This is a genomic window from Sphingomonas sp. BK235 (genome assembly GCF_004345855.1).
In the GTDB taxonomy this organism is placed as follows: Bacteria; Pseudomonadota; Alphaproteobacteria; order Sphingomonadales; family Sphingomonadaceae; genus Sphingomonas.
This window is the reverse complement of sequence record NZ_SLXN01000002.1, coordinates 549,203-570,403: the sequence shown is the minus strand read 5'-3', so window position 1 is coordinate 570,403 and position 21,201 is coordinate 549,203. Positions and strand designations below refer to the sequence as shown.

14 protein-coding genes are annotated in these 21,201 nt (G+C 72.0%); 5 read left to right on the top strand and 9 right to left on the bottom strand.

What is annotated here, in order from left to right; genetic code table 11:
* Positions 1 to 17: 17 nt before the first annotated feature.
* From EV292_RS08160 to EV292_RS08145, 4 genes are all read right to left on the bottom strand, one after another.
* On the bottom strand, positions 18 to 1,376 hold the full coding sequence (locus tag EV292_RS08160; RefSeq protein ID WP_132908688.1) for a dihydrolipoamide acetyltransferase family protein: 1,359 nt from the start codon (positions 1,374 to 1,376) through the stop codon (positions 18 to 20).
* Positions 1,377 to 1,382: 6 nt separating this feature from the next.
* Positions 1,383 to 2,387, bottom strand: a complete 1,005-nt coding sequence (locus EV292_RS08155; protein WP_132908876.1) for an alpha-ketoacid dehydrogenase subunit beta — start codon at positions 2,385 to 2,387, stop codon at positions 1,383 to 1,385.
* A 181-nt stretch (positions 2,388 to 2,568) separates the two neighbouring features.
* Positions 2,569 to 3,852, bottom strand: a complete 1,284-nt coding sequence (locus EV292_RS08150) for a 3-methyl-2-oxobutanoate dehydrogenase (2-methylpropanoyl-transferring) subunit alpha (protein ID WP_132908687.1) — start codon at positions 3,850 to 3,852, stop codon at positions 2,569 to 2,571.
* 48 nt (positions 3,853 to 3,900) lie between these two features.
* On the bottom strand, positions 3,901 to 5,313 hold the full coding sequence (locus EV292_RS08145; RefSeq protein ID WP_279432409.1) for an APC family permease: 1,413 nt from the start codon (positions 5,311 to 5,313) through the stop codon (positions 3,901 to 3,903).
* A 21-nt stretch (positions 5,314 to 5,334) separates the two neighbouring features.
* On the opposite strand from EV292_RS08145, the gene EV292_RS08140 reads away from it, so the two are divergent.
* The 5 genes from EV292_RS08140 to EV292_RS08115 all read left to right on the top strand — a co-directional run bounded on the left by EV292_RS08140 (position 5,335) and on the right by EV292_RS08115 (position 16,083).
* Positions 5,335 to 7,842, top strand: a complete 2,508-nt coding sequence (locus EV292_RS08140) for a TonB-dependent receptor plug domain-containing protein (RefSeq protein ID WP_165927052.1) — start codon at positions 5,335 to 5,337, stop codon at positions 7,840 to 7,842.
* A gap of 68 nt (positions 7,843 to 7,910) precedes the next feature.
* Positions 7,911 to 8,660, top strand: coding sequence for a protein ImuA (locus tag EV292_RS08135; protein ID WP_165927051.1), 750 nt, complete (start codon positions 7,911 to 7,913; stop codon positions 8,658 to 8,660).
* The gene (locus EV292_RS23075; protein ID WP_243693660.1) at positions 8,575 to 11,562 is read left to right on the top strand and encodes a DNA polymerase Y family protein; all 2,988 of its coding nucleotides are present in this window, start codon (positions 8,575 to 8,577) and stop codon (positions 11,560 to 11,562) included. Before EV292_RS08135 ends, EV292_RS23075 begins: the two co-directional genes overlap by 86 nt.
* Before the next feature lie 280 nt (positions 11,563 to 11,842).
* Positions 11,843 to 15,517, top strand: a complete 3,675-nt coding sequence (locus EV292_RS23070; protein WP_243693659.1) for an error-prone DNA polymerase — start codon at positions 11,843 to 11,845, stop codon at positions 15,515 to 15,517.
* Between the two features lie 104 nt (positions 15,518 to 15,621).
* Positions 15,622 to 16,083: a BLUF domain-containing protein gene (locus EV292_RS08115; RefSeq protein ID WP_132908684.1), complete on the top strand. Its 462-nt coding sequence runs from the start codon at positions 15,622 to 15,624 to the stop codon at positions 16,081 to 16,083.
* A 179-nt stretch (positions 16,084 to 16,262) separates the two neighbouring features.
* On the opposite strand, the gene EV292_RS08110 is transcribed toward EV292_RS08115, so the two are convergent.
* The 5 genes from EV292_RS08110 to hmgA all read right to left on the bottom strand — a co-directional run bounded on the left by EV292_RS08110 (position 16,263) and on the right by hmgA (position 20,905).
* Complete coding sequence (locus EV292_RS08110) at positions 16,263 to 17,264, bottom strand: fumarylacetoacetate hydrolase family protein (protein ID WP_132908683.1); 1,002 nt, start codon at positions 17,262 to 17,264, stop codon at positions 16,263 to 16,265.
* Positions 17,265 to 17,344: 80 nt separating this feature from the next.
* Positions 17,345 to 18,250 carry a flagellar motor protein MotB gene (locus EV292_RS08105; protein ID WP_132908682.1) on the bottom strand — a complete coding sequence of 302 codons (906 nt, stop codon included), beginning with the start codon at positions 18,248 to 18,250 and terminating at the stop codon, positions 17,345 to 17,347.
* A gap of 19 nt (positions 18,251 to 18,269) precedes the next feature.
* Positions 18,270 to 19,133, bottom strand: coding sequence for a flagellar motor stator protein MotA (gene motA, locus EV292_RS08100; protein WP_132908681.1), 864 nt, complete (start codon positions 19,131 to 19,133; stop codon positions 18,270 to 18,272).
* Between the two features lie 120 nt (positions 19,134 to 19,253).
* Entirely contained in the window at positions 19,254 to 19,622 is a 369-nt protein-coding gene (locus EV292_RS08095) for a Rieske (2Fe-2S) protein (protein ID WP_132908680.1), read from the bottom strand.
* On the bottom strand, positions 19,619 to 20,905 hold the full coding sequence (hmgA, locus tag EV292_RS08090) for a homogentisate 1,2-dioxygenase (protein WP_132908679.1): 1,287 nt from the start codon (positions 20,903 to 20,905) through the stop codon (positions 19,619 to 19,621). Before hmgA ends, EV292_RS08095 begins: the two co-directional genes overlap by 4 nt.
* Positions 20,906 to 21,201: the final 296 nt, after the last annotated feature.

Below are 21,201 nucleotides of genomic sequence, written 5' to 3'. Positions count from 1 at the left end.
TAGCCGCCCCAGGCGGTTCAGTCGACGAAGAGCAGCGCCGGCGCCTCGATCAGCCCCTTCAGCGCCTGCACGAAGCTGGCCGCGTCATGCCCGTCGACCACGCGGTGATCGCAGCTGATCGACAGATTCATCAGCTTGGCCCGACGGATGGCATCGCCGCGCCCGGCCTCCTCGGGGGCGACGAAGACGGGGCGCTCGACGATCTTGTTGGGACCGATGATCGCCACTTCGGGTCGGTTGATCACCGGCGTCGTCGCGATCCCGCCGAGCGGGCCGAGCGAGGTGAGCGTGATCGTGCCATTGCCGAGCTCGTCGGGGCGCAGCTTGCCCGCGCGCGCCGCGGCGGCGAGTCGCGCGATCTCGGTGGCGAGCTGCCAGACGTTGCGGTCCTGCGCGTCGCGGATCACCGGCACGGTCAGCCCCGCGTCGGTCTGCACCGCCATGCCGAGATGGACGCGGCCGTGGCGGGTCACCACGCCGGTCTCGTCGTCGTAGCGCGCGTTGAGCATCGGGAAGTCGGGCAGCGTCCGGCACAGCGCGACGATGAGGAGCGGCAGCAGGGTCAGCTTGGGCCGCTCGCCGCGGCGCGCGTTGAGCTGCGCGCGCAGGACCTCCAGCGCGGTGACCTCGATCTCCTCGACATAGGTGAAATGCGGGATGTGGCGCTTCGCCGCGGCCATGTTCTCGGCGATGCGGCGGCGCATGCCGATGACGCGGACCTGCTCGTCGTCGCGGGCGCGGCTGGCGTGGGGGGCATGATAGCCGTCGCCGGCACCGTAGCGGAGGAAGGCGTCGAGGTCGGCGTGGCGGACGCGGTCGCCCTCGGCGACGCGGACCTGCGCGAGGTCGACGCCGAGGTCGCGCGCGCGCGCGCGGACCGCGGGTGAGGCGAGGACCCTCGACTCCTCCCCGGTACGGAGAACGCTCGCCGCAGGCGAGGGGTGGAGGGGGCTCTCCGCGGGCGGAGCGGTCGTTGCAGTGGCTTCTGCCGAGGTCGGCACTTGCGGCGCACCCCCTCCACCACCGGCCGCGCCGGGGAGGATCGGGACTTCCTCCACTCCCGGATTTTCCGCCTCGAGCGTGTCCTCCTCCACCGCGGGCGGCACGTCAGCGTCAGCGGCGGCCACCCCCTCCCCTTCGGTCTCGATCACCACCAGCGGCGCGCCGATCGAGACCTGGTCGCCGACCTCGCCAGCGCGCTCGACCACCACGCCCGCGACCGGACTCTCCATCTCGACCGTGGCCTTGTCGGTCATCATGTCGGCGAGCTGCTGGTCCTCCTCGACGCGGTCGCCGACCTGGACGTGCCAGGCGACGATCTCGGCCTCGGAAATGCCCTCGCCGATGTCGGGGAGCTTGAAGGTGAAGCGCGCCATGTGCGTTTAGTCCTTGAGAATCTTCTTGAGCGCCTGGCCGATCCGCACCGGGCCGGGGAAATAGGCCCATTCCAGGCTGTGCGGATACGGCGTGTCGAAGCCGGTGACGCGCTCGACCGGCGCCTCGAGGTGGTAGAAGCAGCGCTCCTGCACCAAGGCGGCGAGCTCGGCGCCGAAGCCGCCGGTGCGGGTCGCCTCGTGCACCACCATGCAGCGCCCGGTCTTCTTCACCGAGCGCTCGATCGCTTCGATATCGAGCGGGACGAGCGTGCGCAGGTCGATGATCTCGGCGTCGACGCCGGTGTCCGCCACCACCTGCGCGCAGACGTGGACCATCGTGCCGTAGGCGAGCATCGTCACCGCCTCGCCCGCGCGCACCACATTGGCCTGGCCGAGCGGCACGGTGTAGTATCCGGTCGGCACCTCGCCGCCGGGATGCTTCGACCAGTTCTCGGCGGGTCGGTCCCAATGACCGTTGAACGGGCCGTTGTAGATCCGCTTGGGCTCGAGGAAGAGCACCGGGTCATTGTCCTCGATCGCGGCGATCAGCAGCCCCTTGGCGTCGTAGGGGGTGGAGGGGATCACCGTCTTGATCCCCGAGACGTGCGTGAAGATGCCCTCGGGCGACTGCGAGTGGGTCTGCCCGCCGAAGATACCGCCGCCATAGGGCGAGCGCACCGTGATCGGCGCGGTGAAGTCGCCGGCCGAGCGGTAGCGCAGCCGCGCCGCCTCGGAGACGAGCTGGTCGAGCGCGGGATAGATGTAATCGGCGAACTGGATCTCGGGCACCGGGCGCAGGCCATAGGCGCCCATGCCGATCGCGACGCCGACGATGCCGATCTCGGTGATCGGCGTGTCGAACACGCGGGTCTTGCCGTATTTCTTCTGCAGCCCGGCGGTGGCACGGAAGACGCCGCCGAAATAGCCGACGTCTTCGCCCATCACGATCACGTCGGGGTCGCGCGCCATCATCTCGTCCATCGCCGCGTTGATCGCCTGGATCATGTTCATGCGCGTGGTGGGTGCCTCAACGGCGGTCTCTAGCGTGTCGTTCACCCAACCCACTCCGTCATTCCCGCGCAGGCGGGAATCCATAACCTTTGACGTGGCGACACTTGCGAGAACCTACGCGTCTGGATCCCCGCCTTCGCGGGGATGACGGCTGTGGGCGTGGCGCGGTGAGACACCATCGTCACTTCCGCGCCCACGGCCGGCCGCTCGCCGCTTCCTCGTCGATCATCATCTGGCGCTGCTCGCGCAGGTGCCAGGGCATCTCCTCGAACACGCCGTCGAACAGCGAGTCGAGCGGCTGCGCCAGGCCGTGGCCGAGGATGCCGTTGGCCTCCGCCGCCTTCTGCGCGGCGCGGACCTCCTCGGCGACCTCACGGTCCATCGCTTCCTGCCGCGCGTCGTCCCATTCGCCGATCGTGACGAGATGGTCCTTGAGCCGGCGGATCGGGTCGCCCAGCGGCCAGGCGGTCGGCTCGCCGGTGGAGCGATATTGCGACGGGTCGTCGGAGGTGGAGTGCCCCTCGGCGCGATAGGTGAAATGCTCGATCAGCGTCGGCCCAACGTTGGTGCGCGCGCGCTCCGCCGCCCAGAGCGTCGCGGCATAGACCGCGAGCGGGTCGTTGCCGTCGACGCGCAGCCCGGCGATGCCATAGCCGATCGCGCGCGCCGCGAAGGTGGTCGCCTCCGCCCCGGCGAAGCCCGAGAAGCTCGAGATCGCCCATTGATTGTTGACGACGTTGAAGATCACCGGCGCGCGATAGACGGTGGCGAAGGTCAGCGCGGAGTGGAAGTCGCCCTCCGCGGTGGAGCCCTCGCCGCACCAGGTCGCGGCGATGCGCGTGTCGCCCTTGGAGGCGGACGCCATCGCCCAGCCCACCGCCTGGGGATATTGCGTGGTGAGATTGCCCGAGATCGAGAAGAAGCCGAAGCGTTTCTCCGAATACATGATCGGCAGCTGCTTGCCCTGCAGCTTGTCGCCCGTGTTCGAGTAGATCTGGTTCATCATGTCGACCAGCGGACAGCCGCGCGCGATCAGCAGCCCCTGCTGACGATAGGACGGGAAGCACATGTCCTCGGCGTCGAGCGCGTGCGCCGCGGCGACAGCGACGGCCTCCTCGCCGAGCGACTTCATGTAGAAGCTGGTCTTGCCCTGGCGCTGCGCGCGGAACATGCGCTCGTCGAAGGCGCGCACCGTCGCCATGTGGCGCAGCATGCGGCGCAGCGTGTCGGGGCTGAGCCGCGGGTTCCACGCGCCGATCGCCTGGTGCTGCTCGTCGAGCACGCGCACCATCGTATAGGCCAGGTCGGTGAAGTCGCGCGGGTGCGCGGCGGTGTCGGGGCGCGGCGCGGCGCCGGCGGGGGGCACCTCCAGGTCGCCGAAATCGGCCGCGTCGCCGGGGCGGAAGCGCGGCTCGGGGACGTGCAGCGTCAGCGGCTTCAGGTTGCGGGCGTCGCCCAAGGTCACTCTCCTGGCCGCCCGATCGGGTCCGGGAGGCTTCGCGGCGGCTTGTAATTATATTTCAAGCGAAGCGGAAGCCCCCTGATGCGCCTCCGACCGCGCGCCAGCCCCTTTGTGCCGGCTCAGCGCCGCCCGCGTCACCATGCCGATCGCCAACATCGCGGCACTCACCGCACAGCCCGCGACGCCCACGTGCACCATGCTCGCGACGAAGATGGCACCGGCGGCGGCGGTGAAGACCAGTGACAGCAACGGAGCGAGCGGCGCGCGATACGGCCGCGGCACGTCGGCGCGGCGGAGGCGCAGAATCGGCAGCGCGGCGCCGCTCAGCGTCAGGAACAACCAATAGACCGGCGCCATATAGTCGACCATCGTCGCGAACCCCGCTGGCGTGGTGGCGCCCCACAGGATCAGCGGCAGCGTGAGCGCGACCTGGCACCGCACCGCCGCCGGCGCGACCCCGCGCGCCCTATCCCACCGCCCCAGCCGCGCGAGCGCCGGCGTGTCGCCCGCGAGCGCGGTGAGCGTGCGCCCGCCCACCAGGAACAGCGCGTTGAGGATCGCCGCGGTCGCCACCACCACGGCGGCGACCATCGCGATCTCGCCCGCCGGTCCGAGCGCGCGGCGCATCACCGCCGCCGCGGGCGCGGCGCTGGCGGCCAGCCCGGCCGGTCCGAGCGCGGTGAGATACGCCCAGTTGGCGATCAGGTAGAGTGCGGTCACCGCCGCCATGCCGCCGACGAGCGCATAGGTTATGTCGCGCGGGCGCCGCACCTCGGCCGAGAGCGTCGCCGCATCGTTGAAGCCGCCATAAGCCAGCATCACGTAGATCATCGCGGTGCCCATGCCCTCGTGGTTCGGCATTGTCGCGGGCGCGGGAGCCCCGCTGCCGCGCAGCCACGCCCCCGCACCGCCGAGCGCGAGCAGCGCGACGACGACGAGCGCGACGAGCACCACCTCGCCGCGCACGCTGATCGCCAATCCGCGCAGATTGAGCAGTCCCAGCAGCAGCACCGCTGCCACCGCGACCGCCGCCCGCGTGGCGGAGCCCATCGGCACCAGCGTGGCGAGGTAATCGGTGCCCACGAACGCGAGCATCGCCGCCGAGGCGGTGAAGATCACCGTGAAGCGCGACCAGCCGAACAGGAAGGCAATCGTGTCGCCATAGGCTTCCTTGAGGAAGCGATAGTCGCCGCCGGCGTGCGGGAAAGCGGTGCTGAGCTCGGCATAGCAGAGCGCGCCGGCGAGCGCGACCAGCCCACCCGCCAGCCACGCGGCATAGATCGCCGGCGCGCTGCCGAGCGCGGCACCGACCGCCGCCGCCGAGCGGAAGATGCCCGCGCCGACCACCATCCCGACCACCACCGCTCCGGATTGCCACGGCCCCGGCGCATGGGGTCCCCGGCCTTCATCGCCGACGACGTCGTCTCGCCCATATTTTTCCGGTGTTCCCGCCGCCTCGCTCATCATCCCCTAATAGGATGGGATATGACGAGAGCGCGCAGCACACCCCTGAAGACAGGGCGTTGGATCGGCGGCACGACGGCGTTCGCGCTGCTGGCGAGCAGCCCCGCCGCGGCGCAGACCGCGACCGACGTGAACAACGACGCGCCGGCGGACGTCACCGTGATCGCCGCGCGCGGTGCGCCGCGCAGCGTGGCGGAGAGTGCGGTGCCCGTGGACGTGATCGGCGGCGACACGATCCGGCAGGCGAGCCCGGCGGGGGATCTCGGGCAGGCGCTCGAGCAGCTGGTACCGAGCGTCAACTTCCCGCGCCAGTCGAACTCGGGGGTCGGCGACGCGGTGCGCGCGGCGCAGCTGCGCGGCCTGTCACCCGACCAGTTGCTCGTCCTCGTCAACGGCAAACGCTATCACACCACCTCGACGCTGGCGCTCGACTCCAAGATCGGTCGCGGCACCGCCCCGGTCGACCTCGCCACGCTGCCCACCGGCGCGATCGCGCGCGTCGACGTGCTGCGCGACGGGGCGGGCGCGCAATATGGCTCCGACGCGATCGCCGGCGTGATTGATGTGGGGCTCGACCGGCGAACGAGCGGCGCGGTCGCCGATCTGAGCTATGGCGGCAATCTCACCGCCCCCGGCACGATCGGCCGGCGGCTGCGTGACGGCGCGACGGTGCAGGCCGCGCTGGAACTCGGCACCGCGCTCGGCGACGGCTTCCTGACGGTGGGCGGCGACTGGTCGCACCAGCAGGGCACCGACCGCGCCGGGTACGATCGCGGCGGCTTCTATCTGTCGAACGGCAGCGCGACCGATCCGCGCAACACGCGCCTGCTGGGCCGGCGGCTGTTCAAGCTGGGCGACCCCGCCGCCTCGGGCCTCCACCTGTGGTACAATGCGGAGACGTCGGTCGCGCCGGGGCTGACGCTCTACGGCTTCGGCATCGCGCACGCGCGGCGCGCGCTGGGGAGCAATTTCTTCCGGTGGCCGGTCATCCTCGACGGCGATGGCAACGATTATCTGCCGGTCGCGCAGCCGGGCGGCACCACCGGCTTCCGCCCGGTTTCGGTGATACGCGACCGCGACGCCTCGGGCACGCTCGGGCTGCGCGGCACCGTCGCCGGGTGGCGGATGGACGGGAGCGTCACTTACGGCGCCAACGCGATCGATGATAACCTGCGCGGGAGCGTCAATTACTCGCTCGGTGCGGCGAGCCCGACGCGCTTCCATCTCACCTCGCTGCGCTCGGACCAGCTGGTCGGCAACCTCGATCTCACCCGCGATTATGAGATCGGGCTGATCGTACCGCTGACGGTGTCGGGCGGGATCGAGCTGCGCCACGAGCGCTGGCGCGCCGGGGCGGGTGACCCCGCCTCTTACGCGGTCGGGCCGCTCGCCGACCCGGCGGTGTTCGGGCTTCAGCCCGGCGCGCAGGCCGGCCCCGGCCTCACGCCCGAGGACGCGCGCCGCGTCGCGCGGTCGGTGGCGGCGGGCTATGTCGAGGCCAGCACCGAGCCGCTGGCGGGGATCACGGTCGACCTAGCGGCGCGCGCGGAACATTATAGCGACGCGGGCGCCGCGCTCGCCGGCAAAGCGGCGTGGCGCGCCGCGCTGGGGCATGGGATCGCGCTGCGCGGTTCGGTGTCGAACAGCTTCCGGGCGCCCGCGCTGGCGCAGCGCGGCCTGTCCTCCACCACGCTCGGCTTCGGCGCGGGCGGGCAGCTGCGCCGCATCGCGACGCTGGCGGTCGACAGTCCGGCGGCACAGGCGCTCGGCGCGACGCCGCTGCGGGCGGAGCGCAGCCTCAACCTGTCGGGCGGGATCGTCGCCGCCCCCGCGGCGGGGCTGCGGCTGACGCTCGACCTGTTCCAGATCCAGGTGCGGCGCCGGCTCACCTTGTCCGAGCGGTTCGATCTCACCGCACTGGACGAGCCCGCGCGCGCGACGCTCGGACTGGGTAGGTACGACGCGATCAACTTCTTCACCAACGCGGTGGATCTGCACACCCGCGGGATCGAGGCGGCGGGCGAGCAGCGGTTGGCGCTCGGCGCGGCGCGGCTCACTGTGTCTGCCGGCTACAGCTATGCCGCCAGTGCGATCCGACGCGTCGCCGCGGCGCCACCGCAGCTCGCCGCGCACGGGATCGGGGGTGCGCTGGTCGGGCTGGAGGAGGCGAACACGCTCGACGGCGCCGCGCCGCGCGACAAGCTGATCCTCGGTGCCGAGCTGGGCCGCGATCCGTGGTCGGCGATGCTCCGCGCGACGCGCTTCGGCGCGGTCACCCATCAGTTCGATTTCGGCGGGGGCGACACGCCGTCGCAGCGGTTCGCCGCACGCTGGTCGCTCGACGCGGAATGGTCCTTCGCGCTGTCGCCACGGTTGCGTCTCGCGGTCGGCGGGATCAATCTCGCCGACGCCTATCCCGCGCCGTCTGACGAAGCGATCAACGGCGCGGGCAATCTCGCCTACGATCCGCTCTCGCCGATCGGGGTCAACGGACGTTATCTGTACGCGCGCGGGCGAGTCACCTTCTGAGCATCACGGACTCGACTCAACCCGTTAGAACAAAGTAAGAACGACGCTCCACCAGCGAGTCGTCACCTGTGTCCGAGTCGAGCGTCCTCCAGTCCCTGCGCGATACGCTCAGCGCGATCGAGGGTGATGGCCATCGCCGTCGCCCGGTGCTGCCGTTCGGCGTGCCCGCGGTCGACGAGCGGCTCGCCAACGGCGGGCTGCGGCTCGACGCGCTGCACGAGGTCGCCGCCGCCACGCCGGCGATGGGGGACGACGCCTCGGCCACGCTCTTCCTCGCCGGCGTCGCCGCGCGCGCCTGGGGGCCGGTGCTGTGGGTGGTGCGGCGGCGCGACCTGTTCGCGCCCGGCCTCTACCAGTCGGGGCTCGCGCCCGATCGCGTGCTCTACGCCGAGGCGAGCGACGATGCCGAGGTGCTCGCGCTGATGGAGGAAGGCCTGCGTCACCGCGCACTCGGCGCGGTGATCGGCGAGACGCGCCGCGCGGCGATGGCCTCGACGCGCCGGCTCCAGCTCGCCGCCGAAGGTGGGCGCACCATCGCGCTGCTGCTCAAGCGCCACGCGCGCGAGGGCGCGGACCCGCTCGCGGTCCCCTCCGCGGCGGTGACGCGGTGGCGCGTCGGCTCCGCCCCCTCGGCGCCGCTGCCGGTCGCGGGCGTGGGGCGCGCGCGCTGGGATCTCGCGCTGGTGCGGCAACGCAACGGCGAACCTTTTCAAACCATCGTGGAGGCATGCGATGAAACGGGTCGCATCGCTCTACCTGCCCGACTGGTCGATCGACCGGCTGCGGCGGGCAGAGCCGGCGCTCGCGCCGCTGCCTGAGCGAGTCGCGCCCGATCCCGCGTCGCCGCGGGTCGCGCTCGACCTCGCCGCGCTGAAGGCGGCGGGCGACGCCGAGCAGGGCGGCAAACAGTGCGACGCGCCGCGCAACACGGGCTGGCGCCCGGGCGCGCGCTGGGCGCGCGACGACGGCGGCTATCTGCCCGGCCCGCTGCGCGGCGTCGACGAGACGACCGGCGGCGCGGGCGCGTGCTGGGCGGGCGAGACCCGCGCCGACGTCGCGCGCCGCGTCGCCGCGATCGCGCCGCACCAGCGCCCGCCGATGCGCGAGATGGGCCGCCGCAGCGAGGCGGCGGAGCAACCGTTCAAGCGGCTGCCCGGCGATGATGGGGGGAAGTCAAGCGGCTGGCCCGAGCCCGCCGTACCCCGGCGGACACACGAGGTCAGCGGTGACGATGATCGCGCCGGGCTATCCTGCCGGATGTCCGAGCCGAACCGTGCTCCGGCGCACGCCGGAGCCCCGTGCCGCGAGGATGACGCTCGTCGCTCTGGGCTCCTGCGTGCGCAGGAGCACGCGCGCGGTTCTAGCGCGGCGATGGCGCCGGTGCGCACGGGCGGCGAGGGTGTGCGGCCGACGTCGCGCCAGCGCGAGCGGGGCGTGCGTGGGGTGGAGCCGCTAGGCCGGGGGGAGGAGGCGCGACCCTCGCCTCCCTCCGCTCCGTCATCCCGGACCTGTTCCGGGATCCAGGGTGCCGCGCGCGGACCGGCGGCGACTCGTGCGGCGCCATGGCCCTCGGCACAGGACCGCGGTGACGATGCGCCCCCCTCTCGCTCCCTACTGTCATCCCGGACGTATCCCAGTATCCACGGTCCCGCGTCCTTACCGGCCGAGGCGTGCGCGGAAGGCTGGATCCCGGAACAGGTCCGGGATGACGGGAGGGAGCGAGCGGGTGCGCGCGCCACGCTGCTCCGCCTCGACGCGAGCGGTGCCGCCGCAGCCGGCGGTCCCGCGTCCTCACCGGCCGAGGCGTGCGCGGAAGGTCGGATCCCGGAACAGGTCCGGGATGACGCGAGGGGGCGAGCGGGTGCGCGCGCCGCACCGCTCCGTCTCGGCACGAGCGGTGCTGCCGCGGCCGGCGCTCCCGCTGCCGCCGCCACGGACCCCACCGCCGCGCCCAAGCACCGCCGCGTCCCCCACATCTCCCCCGCGCTGAGCGGCGCGTGGAACGCGATGCCCGCGATCCGCTACCCCGGCGACGGGCCGCACCCGGACAAGACCGCCGCCAAGGAGCGCCGCCCCGGCTCGAACGACCCCGGTGCCGCGGTCAAGGAGGTCGCCGCCTTCTTCGACACCGGCCGCACCACCGCGGGCACGGTCGCGCGCGTCTGCCGCGACCCCGCCGCGGCCGCCCCTCCCGGCCCGGCAGCCGATACCGCGCCGCCGCTCGTCACCGTGCAGAAGGTGGGCAGCCGGGTCGAGATCGCCGCCGCCTCGCCCGCGGCGCGCGCGATCGGGGTCGAGCCCGGCATGGCGCTGACCCAGGTGCGCGCCGCCACCCCCGAGATCGTCGTGCGCGACGCCGACCCTGAGGGCGACCAGCGCGCGCTCCACCGCCTCGCGGTCGCGCTGGCGCGGCGCTGGACCCCGGTGGTGGCGATCGAGGATTCGCAGTCGCTGCTGCTCGACCTCACCGGCGTGGCACATCTCCACGGCGGCGAGTCGCGACTGGCGCGGCGGCTGGTGCGGCTGCTCGCGCGGCTCGGCATCACCGCGCGCGTCGCGATCGCCGATACCGCCGGCGCCGCCTGGGCCTGCGCGCACCATGCCGAGCCCGAGCGCGGCGGCGTGACGATCCTCCCGCCGGGCGCGACGCTGGACGCGCTCGCGCCGCTGCCGGTGGCGTCGCTCCGCGTCGACGAGCGCGCGCTCGAGCTGCTGCGCCGGCTCGGCGTCGACACCGTCGGCCAGCTCGCCGCGCTGCCGCGCGCGCCGCTGGCGCGCCGCTTCGGCACCGCGCTGGCGCAGCGGCTCGACCAGGCAAGCGGGCGCGCGCCCGAGCCGCTCGCGCCGGTGGTGCCGCCGGTGGCGATCACGGTGGAGCAACGCTTCGCCGAGCCCTTGCTCACCGCCGAGCCGATCGCGCACTGGATCGGGCAATTGGTCGACCGGCTCGCCGCCGAGCTGGCGCGCGCGGGGCGCGGCGCGCGTCAGCTGCTGCTCGCCGCGACGCGGGTCGACGCCGCGGTGCAGACGCTGCGGGTCGGCTTCGCGCGGCCGACGCGCGCGCGCGATCACCTGCGCCGGCTGCTGGTGCGCCGCGTCGAGCGGATCGATCCCGGCTTCGGGATCGAGGCACTGACGCTCCACGTCCAGCGCGCCGACCCGCTCGCGCCCGAGTATCTCGACGGTGATCTCGCCGAGGGCGAGCGCCCCGACCTCGCGCCGCTGGTCGACGCGATCGTCAACCGCATCGGCGCGGCGCGGCTGTGGCGCGCGCGCGCGGTGGAGAGCGACGTGCCCGAGCGGTCGGTGGCGGGCGCCGCGCCGCTCGACCCGCCCGAGCGCGCCGCGCCCGCGCTGCGTCGCGACGACGTGCGCCGGCTCGACACGCGCGACGCGGACCATCCGTGGCACCCGCGCTGGCCGCGCCCGACGCGGCTGCTGCGCCGCCCGGAGCCGCTCGACCATGTCCTGGCCGAGCTGCCCGACCAGCCGCCCAAGCGCTTCACCTGGCGCGGCGAGTCGCACGTGGTGGTGCGCGGCGACGGGCCCGAGCGGATCGCGGGCGAGTGGTGGCGCCGCCGCGGCGAGCGCGACGCGGTGCGCGACTATTACCAGGTCGAGGACGAGGCGGGCCGGCGCTACTGGCTGTTCCGCCGCGGCGACGGCGAGCGCGGCGCGACCGGCGACCTGACGTGGTACATGCATGGGACGTTCGGGTGAGCGGATCCACGGGTCCGGACTCAAAACGCGGCTGGCGGCTCGGCTGGTCTGAGCTGTCGCTGACCCGCGAGCGGATCATCCGCCGCCATGACGGACGGCTCCCTCATCGTCATCCCGGGCTCGAGCCGGGATCCATGCCTCCGCGAGCGCAACGCCGGTGTTCCTCGTGGCGCCATGGATCCCGGCTCGAGCCCGGGATGACGGTCGGGACGAGCCACCTGCTCCTCCACGGGCTTTTTGGGTCCGGACCCATGACGCCTCGATACAGGCCCGCGGCCCCGTGACGTACAGCGAGCTCCAGGTCACCACGCATTTCTCGTTCCTGCGCGGCGCCTCGTCGTGCGAGCAGCTCGTCGCCACCGCGGCCGCGATGGGGATGCCCGCACTGGGCGTGGTCGACCGCAACTCGGTCGCTGGCGTGGTGCGCGCGCTCTATGCCTGCGACCAGGTGCGCCGCGACAGCGGACTCGAGGTGCGCTCGATCCCGGGCTGCCGGCTCGATCTGGTCGACGGCGCCTCGCTGCTGGTCTGGCCCGAGGACCGCGCCGGCTGGTCGCGGCTCACCGAGCTGCTCAGCCGCGGCAAGGCGCGCGCCGACGCGCAGCGCGGCGAGAAGGGGCGCTGCTTCCTCCACTGGGAGGACGTCGCCGCGCACGCCAAGGGGCTGGTCGCCGCGCTGGTCCCCGGCCACGCGCCCGACCTCGAGCAGATGCGCTGGATGGCCGACCTGTTCGGCGATGCCGGCCACGTCTGCCTCACCCACTACCGCCGCCCCGGCGAGCAGCTGCGACTGCACCGGCTGAGCGAGGCGGCGCGCGCGTACGGCCTCACCCCGCTCGCCACCGGCGACGTGCTGTACCATGCGCCCGAGCAGCGCATGCTCCAGGACGTCGTCACCGCGATCCGCGAGAAGTGCACGATCGACGAACTCGGCCTCCGCCGTGAGCGCAGCGCCGACCGCCACCTCAAGCCGCCGGGCGCGATGGCGCGGCTGTTCCGCGACCGGCCCGAGGCGATCGCCGCCGCGGAGGCGATCGCCGAGCGCTGCACCTTCTCGCTGCGCGAGCTGCAATATCAATATCCCGACGAGCTGATCATGAGCGGGCGCAGCGCGCAGGAAGCACTCGCCCGCCTCTCGCGCGACGCGCTGGCGCGGCTGTTCGACGCCGCACCGCCGCCGCGCTACGCCGAGCAGCTCGAGCATGAGCTGACTCTGGTCGAGCGGATGGACTACGCGCCCTATTTCCTCACGGTCAACTCGATCGTCAGCTTCGCGCGCGGGCAGCAGATCCTGTGCCAGGGGCGCGGCAGCGCGGCCAACTCGATCATCTGCTACGTGCTCGGCATCACCTCGATCGACCCGATCAAGCACCAGTTGCTGTTCGAACGCTTCATCTCGGAGGAGCGCAGCGAACCGCCCGACATCGACATCGATTTCGAGCACGAGCGGCGCGAGGAAGTGATCCAGTGGATCTACGAGAGCTACGGCCACGACCATGCCGCGCTCACCGCGGTGGTCAGCCGCTTCCGCACCCGCGGCGCGATCCGCGAGGTGGGCAAGGTGCTCGGCCTGCCCGAGGACATGACCGGCGCGCTCGCCAGCCAGGTCTGGGGCTGGTCGAACGAGGGCGTGCCGACCGAGCATGTCGAGGCGCTCCACCTCGACGCCGCCGAGCCGCGGCTGGCGCTCGCGCTCGATCTCGCCAAGCAGCTGATCGGCACGCCGCGCCACCTGTCGCAGCACCCCGGCGGCTTCGTGCTGACGCGCGACCCGCTCCACCAGCTCGTCCCGATCGAGCCCGCCGCGATGGTCGACCGCCGCGTGATCGAGTGGGAGAAGGCCGATATCGAGGAGCTCGGCTTCATGAAGGTCGACATCCTCGGGCTCGGCATGCTGGGCTGCATGCGCCGCGCCTTCGACCTGCTCGCCGCGCACAAGGGCATCGACATGGACCTCGCCAGCTCCCCGCTGCAGGGCGACGACCCGGCGACCTACCGGATGATCCAGCAGGCCGACACGCTCGGCGTGTTCCAGATCGAGAGCCGCGCGCAGATGAGCATGCTGCCGCGGATGAAGCCGACGACCTTCTACGACATCGCCATCCAGGTCGCGATCGTGCGGCCGGGGCCGATCCAGGGCAACATGGTCCACCCCTATCTCAAGCGCCGCGAGGGGCGCGAGACGGTGGAATATCCCAACGAGGCGCTGCGCGCGGTGCTGGAGAAGACGCTGGGCGTGCCCTTGTTCCAGGAGCAGGCGATGCAGGTCGCGATCATCGGCGGCGGCTTCACGCCGGGCGAGGCCGATGAGCTGCGCCGCGCGATGGCGACCTTCAAGCTGACCGGCGGGGTCGGGCGCTTCCGCGAGCGGCTGATCGCGGGGATGCGCGGCAACGGCATCAGCGAGGCGTTCGCCGAGCGGCTGGTGGCGCAGATCGAGGGCTTCGGCAGCTACGGCTTCCCCGAGAGCCACGCCGCCAGCTTCGCCAAGATCGCCTACGCCTCGTCGTGGATGAAATGCCACCATCCCGACGTGTTCTGCGCCGCGCTGCTCAACGCGCAGCCGATGGGCTTCTACGCCCCCGCGCAGATCGTCCGCGACGCGCGCGCGCACGGCGTGGAAGTGCGCCCACCCTGCGTGCTGGAGAGCGAGTGGGACACCGCGCTGGTGGAAGGGGAGGAGTCGCTGGCGACGCGCAGGGGCAGGGTGGGGCGTGGGGCGCACTCGGACGGCCGGAAAACGGCGCCCCCCTCACCACCCGCTCCACCGTCATCCCGGACTTGTTCCGGGATCCAGGGTGCCGCGCACGCCGTGATCGAGGCACCTGCGGAGGGCTGGATCCCGGAACAAGTCCGGGATGACGGTGGGGAGAGTGTGACTCGAGAGCCGCGATCGCCTTCGCCACCGCGCTCTGCCCTGTCCCGGCGTGGCGGGGACGCAGAGTCGGACCGAGCACCGCGCGATCGTGCTCCGGCGAGCGCCGGAGCGCAGGAGCACCGCGGTGCGAAAGCGGCGGAGCGCCCGCGATCGACCACGCGCGACCCGGGACGACACGGCGACGCCCCCGCCCCGCTCACCCCGTTCGCTCCGCTCAGCCGTCGCGCCCCGCTCGCCCCGCTGCGGCTCGGCCTGCGCGTGATCCACGGCCTCTCGGGCGAGGACGCCGGGCGGATCCTCACCGCGCGCGCGCAGGCACCGTTCCGCTCGATCGAGGACCTGTGGCGCCGCTCGGGCGTGCCGCTCGCCACGCTCGAGAAGCTCGCCCGCGCCGACGCCTTCCACGCGCTCGGGCTCGACCGCCGCCAGGCGCTGTGGGCGATCCGCGGGCTGGGCGAGACGCCGCTGCCGCTGCTCGCCGGGATCGAGCGGCGCGAGGAGCCGGTGACGCTCGCCCGCCTCACCCAGGGGCGCGAGGTGGTGGAGGATTATCGCGCCACGCAGATGTCGCTGCGCGCGCACCCGCTCGAGTTCCTGCGCCCGCGGCTCGACGACGCGCGGGTGACGCGCTGCGGCGATCTCGCCGGCAAGCATGGCAAGCTGGTCGAGGTCGCCGGCATCATCCTGGTGCGCCAGCGCCCCGGCTCGGCCAAGGGCGTGCTGTTCATCACGATCGAGGACGAGACCGGGGTCGCCAACGGCATCCTCTGGCCCGACCGTTTCGAGGCGCAGCGCCGCACCGTGATGTCGTCGGCGATGGTCAGCCTGAAGGGCCGCGTGCAGCAGGAAGGCGCGGTGATCCACGTCATCGTCGACCGCGTCACCGATCTCACCGCGATGCTGCGCTCGGTCGGCGACGTCGACCTGCCGCGGCTGGTGGCGCGCGGCGACGGCGCCACCTATCCCGGCGCGCCCGACCGCGGCGACAAGGGATGGCAGCCGCGGCCGCGCTCCGACTATCACTTCCGCGAGCGGCGCGACGACGTGATCCCGATCGCCAGCCACGACTTCCACTGACGCGGTCCCGCGCCACCGCCAAATCGCTGTTTTCGCTACCCTCATGGTGAATCCCGCGTCATGCTGAGCGCGGCATCGGCCTTCTCCGACTCCGGACCTTCCCCATGGCCGACGCGCTCCACCAGATCGTCTATCTCAGCCAGGCGGTCGCGCCGCTCGACGCCGCGGACACGGCCGCGCTCGCGCAGGCCGCGGCCGAGCGCAACCGCCTCCTCGGCGTGACCGGGCTGCTGCTCCACGACGGCGCGCGCTTCATCCAGGCGCTGGAGGGCGATCCCGCCGCGGTGCGCGCGCTGATGGCGCGGATCGCGCGTGACCCGCGCCATTATGCGATCGCTTATATCGCCGACGCGCCGGTCACGACGCGCCAGTTCGGCGACTGGGCGATGGACTATCACACGCTCGACGACAGCGACGACGACTTCGTCGCCGAGGTCAAGCGCGCGCTCGCGGGGGTGGACGACGCCGCGCTGCTCGCCGCCTTCATCGGCTTCGCGGTGCTCGGCCGGAGCGAGCGGCGCCGCGGCGAGACCCGCGCCGCCACCGGATTGTCCCCTCGAGTCTGATCCACCTGGTTCGGACCAGCGGGGTGCTCCTGCGCAGGCAGGAGCCCAGAGCCACACGCGTGATGCCCGCGGCCCTAGGCTCCGGCGTTTGCCGGAGCACGGACCAATCGAGGGGGATCACATGCTAGCCGCTAACGCATAATCTCCCGATGCGGGACGCGCGTCGGCGCCGCGATAGATCAGGCGACGACCTGCTCGATCGCGCCGAAGATCGTATGGTGGCGATCGTCCTCCGCCCAGATCCGCACCGTGTCGCCCGCGCGCAGGAAGGGCGTGGTCGCCGCGCCGCCGCGCAGCGCCTCCACCGCGCGCAGCTCGGCGAGGCAGGAATAGCCCACCCCGCCCTCGCCGACGGGTCGCCCCGGCCCTCCTTCCGCGTCGCGGTTCGAGACCGTTCCCGAGCCGATGATCGTCCCCGCGCCCAGCCGCCGCGTCCGCGCCGCATGCGCGATCAGCGCGCCGAAATCGAAGGTCATGTCCTCGCCCGCCTCGGCGCGCCCGAAGGGCTGGCCGTTGAGCTCCACCATCAGCCGGCGGTGGAGCTTGCCGTCGCGCCACCAGTCGCCGAGCGACTCGGGCGTGACGAACACCGGCGAGAAGGCCGAGGCGGGCTTGGACTGGAAGAAGCCGAAGCCCTTGGCCACCTCACCCGCGATCAGCCCGCGCAGCGACACGTCGTTGGTGAGCCCGACCAGCCGGATCAGCGACAAGGCCTCCTCGCGCGAGACGCCCTGCGGCACGTCGTCGGTGACGACCACCACCTCGCCCTCGAAATCCGCCTCCCAGGCGGGATCGGCGAGCGGGATCGCGTCGCGCGCGCCGAGGAAGGAGTCGCTCCCGCCCTGGTAGAGCAGCGGGTCGTGCCAATAGCTGTCGGGCAGCGCCGCGCCGCGTGCCTGCCGCACCAGCGCGACATGGTTCACATAGGCCGAGCCGTCGGCCCATTGATAGGCGCGCGGCAGCGGTGCGGCGGCATCATGTTCGTGGAAGCGCGCGCGCGGGATCGCCTCGTTGCGCAGGTCGATCGCGAGCAGTTCGAGCGCGGGGGCGACGCGCGCCCAATCGTCGAGCGCGGCCTGGAGCGTCGGACAGATATGCGCCGCATCGGCATACCAGGCGAGATCGTCGGAGACCACGACGAGGCGTCCGTCGCGCCCCTCTTTCAGGCTGGCGAGTTTCATGCGCTGCTCCTCTCCCGCCGATTCGTATCGCGGAAGCGGGCGCCACGCCACCCTTGGGGCCGCGCCGCGCGCGGCGCGGCTCAGTCGCCGAAATTGCCCGCGCGATAGAGCAAGGTGATCGCGACGCGGCGGTTGCGCGGGTCCTGCGGATGGTCCGCGATCATCGGCTCGCGATCGGCGACGCCCTCGATCCGGTTGAAGCGCGCCTCGGGCAGCCCCGCCAGCGCGAGCCGGCGCCGCGTCGCCTCGGCGCGACCCGAGGAGAGCATCCAGTTGTTCATCGCGCGCGGGTCGCCCCAGGGAAGGCTGTCGGTGTGGCCGCGGATCATGATCGGGTTGGGCATGTCCTTGATCCCGCGCGCCACCAGCCCGATCAGCTCGGCCGCCTCGGGCTCCAGCGCGGTGGTGCCGAGCGCGAACATCGAATAATCGGCGTCGTCCACCAGATCGATCCGCAGCCCCTGCGGCGTCATCGTGAAGCGGATGTGCTTGGCCAGTCTGGCCAGCGCCTTGGTCTCGACGATGCGCTTCATCACCTCGTCGCGCAGCTTGGCGAAGTTCTTGGCGTCCTCCTTGGTGGCCTGGCTGAGACTGCGCAGCGACCCCTTGGTGCCGAAGCCCTTCACCTCCGCCACCGGCGGGGTGGAGGTGACGATCGCGATCGCGCGGATGTCCGACATGCCCGCCTTGGGGCCCATCTTCATCTTGGAGGTGAGCGACTCGCCGCCGAACAGGCCGTTGCCGCCGATGCCGACGCGCTTCTTGTCGATCAGCGTCGGGGCGAAATAGTCGGCGATGCCCTTGCGCTGCTTCTCGGTGGTCGCGCCGAGCAGCCACAGCAGCAGGAAGAACGCCATCATCGCGGTGACGAAATCGGCATAGGCGACCTTCCACGCGCCGCCGTGGTGGCCACCGCCGCCCTCGATGTAGATCTTCTTGTAGATGATCTTCGGCGGGACGTTCGCGCCGTGCGGGGCCTTGGCCATGGCTCAGTCGCTCCCCGCCTTACTTGCCGCGCAGGCCGTCGAACACCTCGGCGAAGCCGGGCTGGTTCTTGTGATCGATCCCCGAGCGCGCCGCCTCGATCACCAACGGCTGCGGATGGCCGTGCAGCGAGGCGATGATGATCTGCTTGACGACGTGATAGATCGCGCCGTCGGCGTCGATCACCTGCTTCAGCCGGCCGGCGAGCGGGTTGACGATGCCATAGGCCAGCAGCACGCCCATGAAGGTGCCGACCAGCGCCGAGCCGATCATCCCGCCCAGCACCGACGGCGGCTTGTCGATCGAGCCCATCGTCTTCACGATGCCGAGCACCGCGGCGACGATGCCGAGCGCGGGCAGCGCGTCGGCGAGGCTCTGCAGCGTGTGCTGCGGCCCCTCGACCTCGTGGTGGTGGGTCTTGATCGCATTGTCCATCACGTCCTCGACCGCGTGGACGTCGAGCGTGCCCGACGACACCACGACCAGGCGCAGCGTGTCCGCGATCAGATTGACCAGGGTGTGATCCTTCAGCAGCTTCGGATATTCCGCGAACACCGCCGACGACTTGGGATCCTCGACGTGCGGCTCGAGCGCGATCGGACCTTCCATGCGCAACATCTTCATCAGCTTGGAGACCAGGAAGATGACGTCGAGATAGTCCTGCTTCTTGTACTTCGGGCCCTTGAAGACCTTGGCGACGCCGCCGCCCATGGCCTTGAGCTCCTTGCCCGAATTGCCGATGATCAGCGCACCCGCGGCGGCGCCGCCGATGATCAGCATCTCGTGCGGGATGGCGTGGAACACCGGGCCGAGCGCGCCGCCGGTGATGGCGAAACCGCCGAACACCATCGCCAGAAGGACTACCAGGCCGATACCCGCGAACATGCGATTCCCCGAAGACAGCTAATGTCTGAGGCGGCTGGTTAACCGTGCAGCGGTGGAGAAGTGGTTACCATCGCGCATGTTTGTCGCGCGCCGCGACGGCGCGGGGCGCGAAGGACACGGTCAGGCGGTGACGATCGTCCCGTCGCGCACCGTCACCGGCCAGACGGCGAGCGACGCGCCGACGCACGGTCCCGCGACGCAGGTGCCGTCCTCGACGCGGAACAGCGCGCCGTGCCACGAACAGCGGACATGACCGGCCGCGACATAATCGTCGAGCATCTGCGCCAGCGGCAGCCCGGCGTGCGGGCAGCGGTCGACATAACCGAACACCGAGTCGCCCCGTCGCACGACGAAGCCGTGGAACCGCCCCGCGCGAAGCTGGAGCACGAAGTTGCGCGCGGCGCCGTCGGCGATCGTGTCGAGTGGCGCCAGCGCCACCCCCGCGGGCGTCGCGGTGACGCGCGCGCCCGCCGCGCTCTCCTCGCTCACGGCCGCGGCGGCACCTGCGCCTTGGGGAAGTCCTTCCACACCGCGTCATAGTCGAGCTGCGCGTGCGCCAGCGCGTGCGCGGTGGGACGATAGGGCCAGCAGCTCTCGAGCATGAAGGCCATCGTCCCCTCGATCTTGTGCGGCCTCAGCTCGGCCTCGGACGCGCCGCGCCAGCTCGCCAGATCCGGCCCGTGTCCCGCCATCATATTGTGGAGCGACAGACCGCCGGGGCGGAAGCCCTCGGCCTTGGCGTCATAGGCGCCGGTGATCAGCCCCATCGCCTCGCTCATCACGTTGCGGTGGAACCAGGGCGGGCGGAACGTGTCCTCCGCCACCATCCAGCGCGGCGGGAAGATCACGAAATCGGCGTTGGCCCGCCCGGGCACGTCGCTCGGACTGGTCAGCACGGTAAAGATCGACGGGTCGGGATGGTCGAAACTGACCGTGTTGATCGTCATGAAGCGCCCGAGATCATAGCGCCACGGCGCGAGATTGCCGTGCCACGCCACCACGTCGAGCGGGCTGTGATCCAGCGTGGTGGTCCACAAGGTGCCGAGGAACTTCTGGATCACCTCGGTCGGCCGGTCCTCATCCTCGTAGCGCGCCACCGGCGTCTCGACGTCGCGCGGGTTGGCGAGGCCGTTGGCGCCGATCGGGCCGAGATCGGGCAGGCGGAACAGGGCGCCGTGATTCTCCGCGACATAGCCGCTGGCGCTGCCGTCCGGGAGGGCGGCGCGGAAGCGCACCCCGCGCGGCACCAGCGCGATCTGGCCGGGCGCGACCTCGATCCGCCCCAGCTCGGTGTCGAGCCGCAGCCGTCCCGCCTGGGGGATGAACAGCAGCTCGCCGTCCGAGTCCATGAAGACGCGGTCGGTCATGTCGCGATTGGCGGCATAGACGTGGAGCGCGACGCCCTTCAGCTCGGCCGGGTCGCGATTGGCGAGCATCGTGACCATGCCGTCGATCAGGTCGGTCGGCGCGTCGGGCGCGGCGAGCGGGTCCCAGCGCAGCCGGTTGGGCGCGAGCGGCGCGGGGTCGGTGCCGGGCGCGAGCCGCGGTGCGCCGTGGTAGCGCTGGTAGGGCGGATGCTCGGCGGTGGGGCGCAGCCGGTAGAGCCAGGCGCGGCGGTTCTCGTGGCGCGGCGCGGTGAAGGCGGTGCCCGAGAGCTGCTCGGCGTAGAGGCCGAAGGCGGGCCGCTGCGGCGAGTTGCGCCCGATCGGCAGCGCGCCGGGCACCGCCTCGGTGGAGACGTGGTTGCCGAAGCCGGGGATATAGTCGCTCATGCACCGCTCCTCTCGATGGTGCCACGGGAAAGGTTGGGTCGATCGTTTGCCACGGCGTGCAACTCGGTCATCCGCTTCGTCCGCAACTCTACCACTCAACGCCCGCTTTCCGCCGTGACTTCCCCTCCTTCGTCATCCCCGCGCAGGCGGGGATCCATGAACGCTGACGTCGGTGCAAGAAGCGCGGCATCAGCGCGTCTGGATCCCCGCCTGCGCGGGCATGACGGAGAGGGGGGGCGGCGGCGACACTATACGAGGCTTGTCTGGTACTCGCCTGCCGCCTTCCGCCTGTCACC

What these genes read in the sequence shown, in the direction of transcription:
- EV292_RS08110 (WP_132908683.1), bottom strand. Translation starts at nt 17,264, where the DNA reads ATGAAACTCGCCAGCCTGAAAGAGGGGCGCGACGGACGCCTCGTCGTG.
- EV292_RS08160 (WP_132908688.1), bottom strand. Translation starts at nt 1,376, where the DNA reads ATGGCGCGCTTCACCTTCAAGCTCCCCGACATCGGCGAGGGCATTTCC.
- EV292_RS08105 (WP_132908682.1), bottom strand. Translation starts at nt 18,250, where the DNA reads ATGGCCAAGGCCCCGCACGGCGCGAACGTCCCGCCGAAGATCATCTAC.
- hmgA (WP_132908679.1), bottom strand. Translation starts at nt 20,905, where the DNA reads ATGAGCGACTATATCCCCGGCTTCGGCAACCACGTCTCCACCGAGGCG.
- EV292_RS08145 (WP_279432409.1), bottom strand. Translation starts at nt 5,313, where the DNA reads ATGAGCGAGGCGGCGGGAACACCGGAAAAATATGGGCGAGACGACGTC.
- EV292_RS08115 (WP_132908684.1), top strand. Translation starts at nt 15,622, where the DNA reads ATGGCCGACGCGCTCCACCAGATCGTCTATCTCAGCCAGGCGGTCGCG.
- EV292_RS23075 (WP_243693660.1), top strand. Translation starts at nt 8,575, where the DNA reads ATGAAACGGGTCGCATCGCTCTACCTGCCCGACTGGTCGATCGACCGG.
- EV292_RS08155 (WP_132908876.1), bottom strand. Translation starts at nt 2,387, where the DNA reads ATGAACATGATCCAGGCGATCAACGCGGCGATGGACGAGATGATGGCG.
- motA (WP_132908681.1), bottom strand. Translation starts at nt 19,133, where the DNA reads ATGTTCGCGGGTATCGGCCTGGTAGTCCTTCTGGCGATGGTGTTCGGC.
- EV292_RS08140 (WP_165927052.1), top strand. Translation starts at nt 5,335, where the DNA reads ATGACGAGAGCGCGCAGCACACCCCTGAAGACAGGGCGTTGGATCGGC.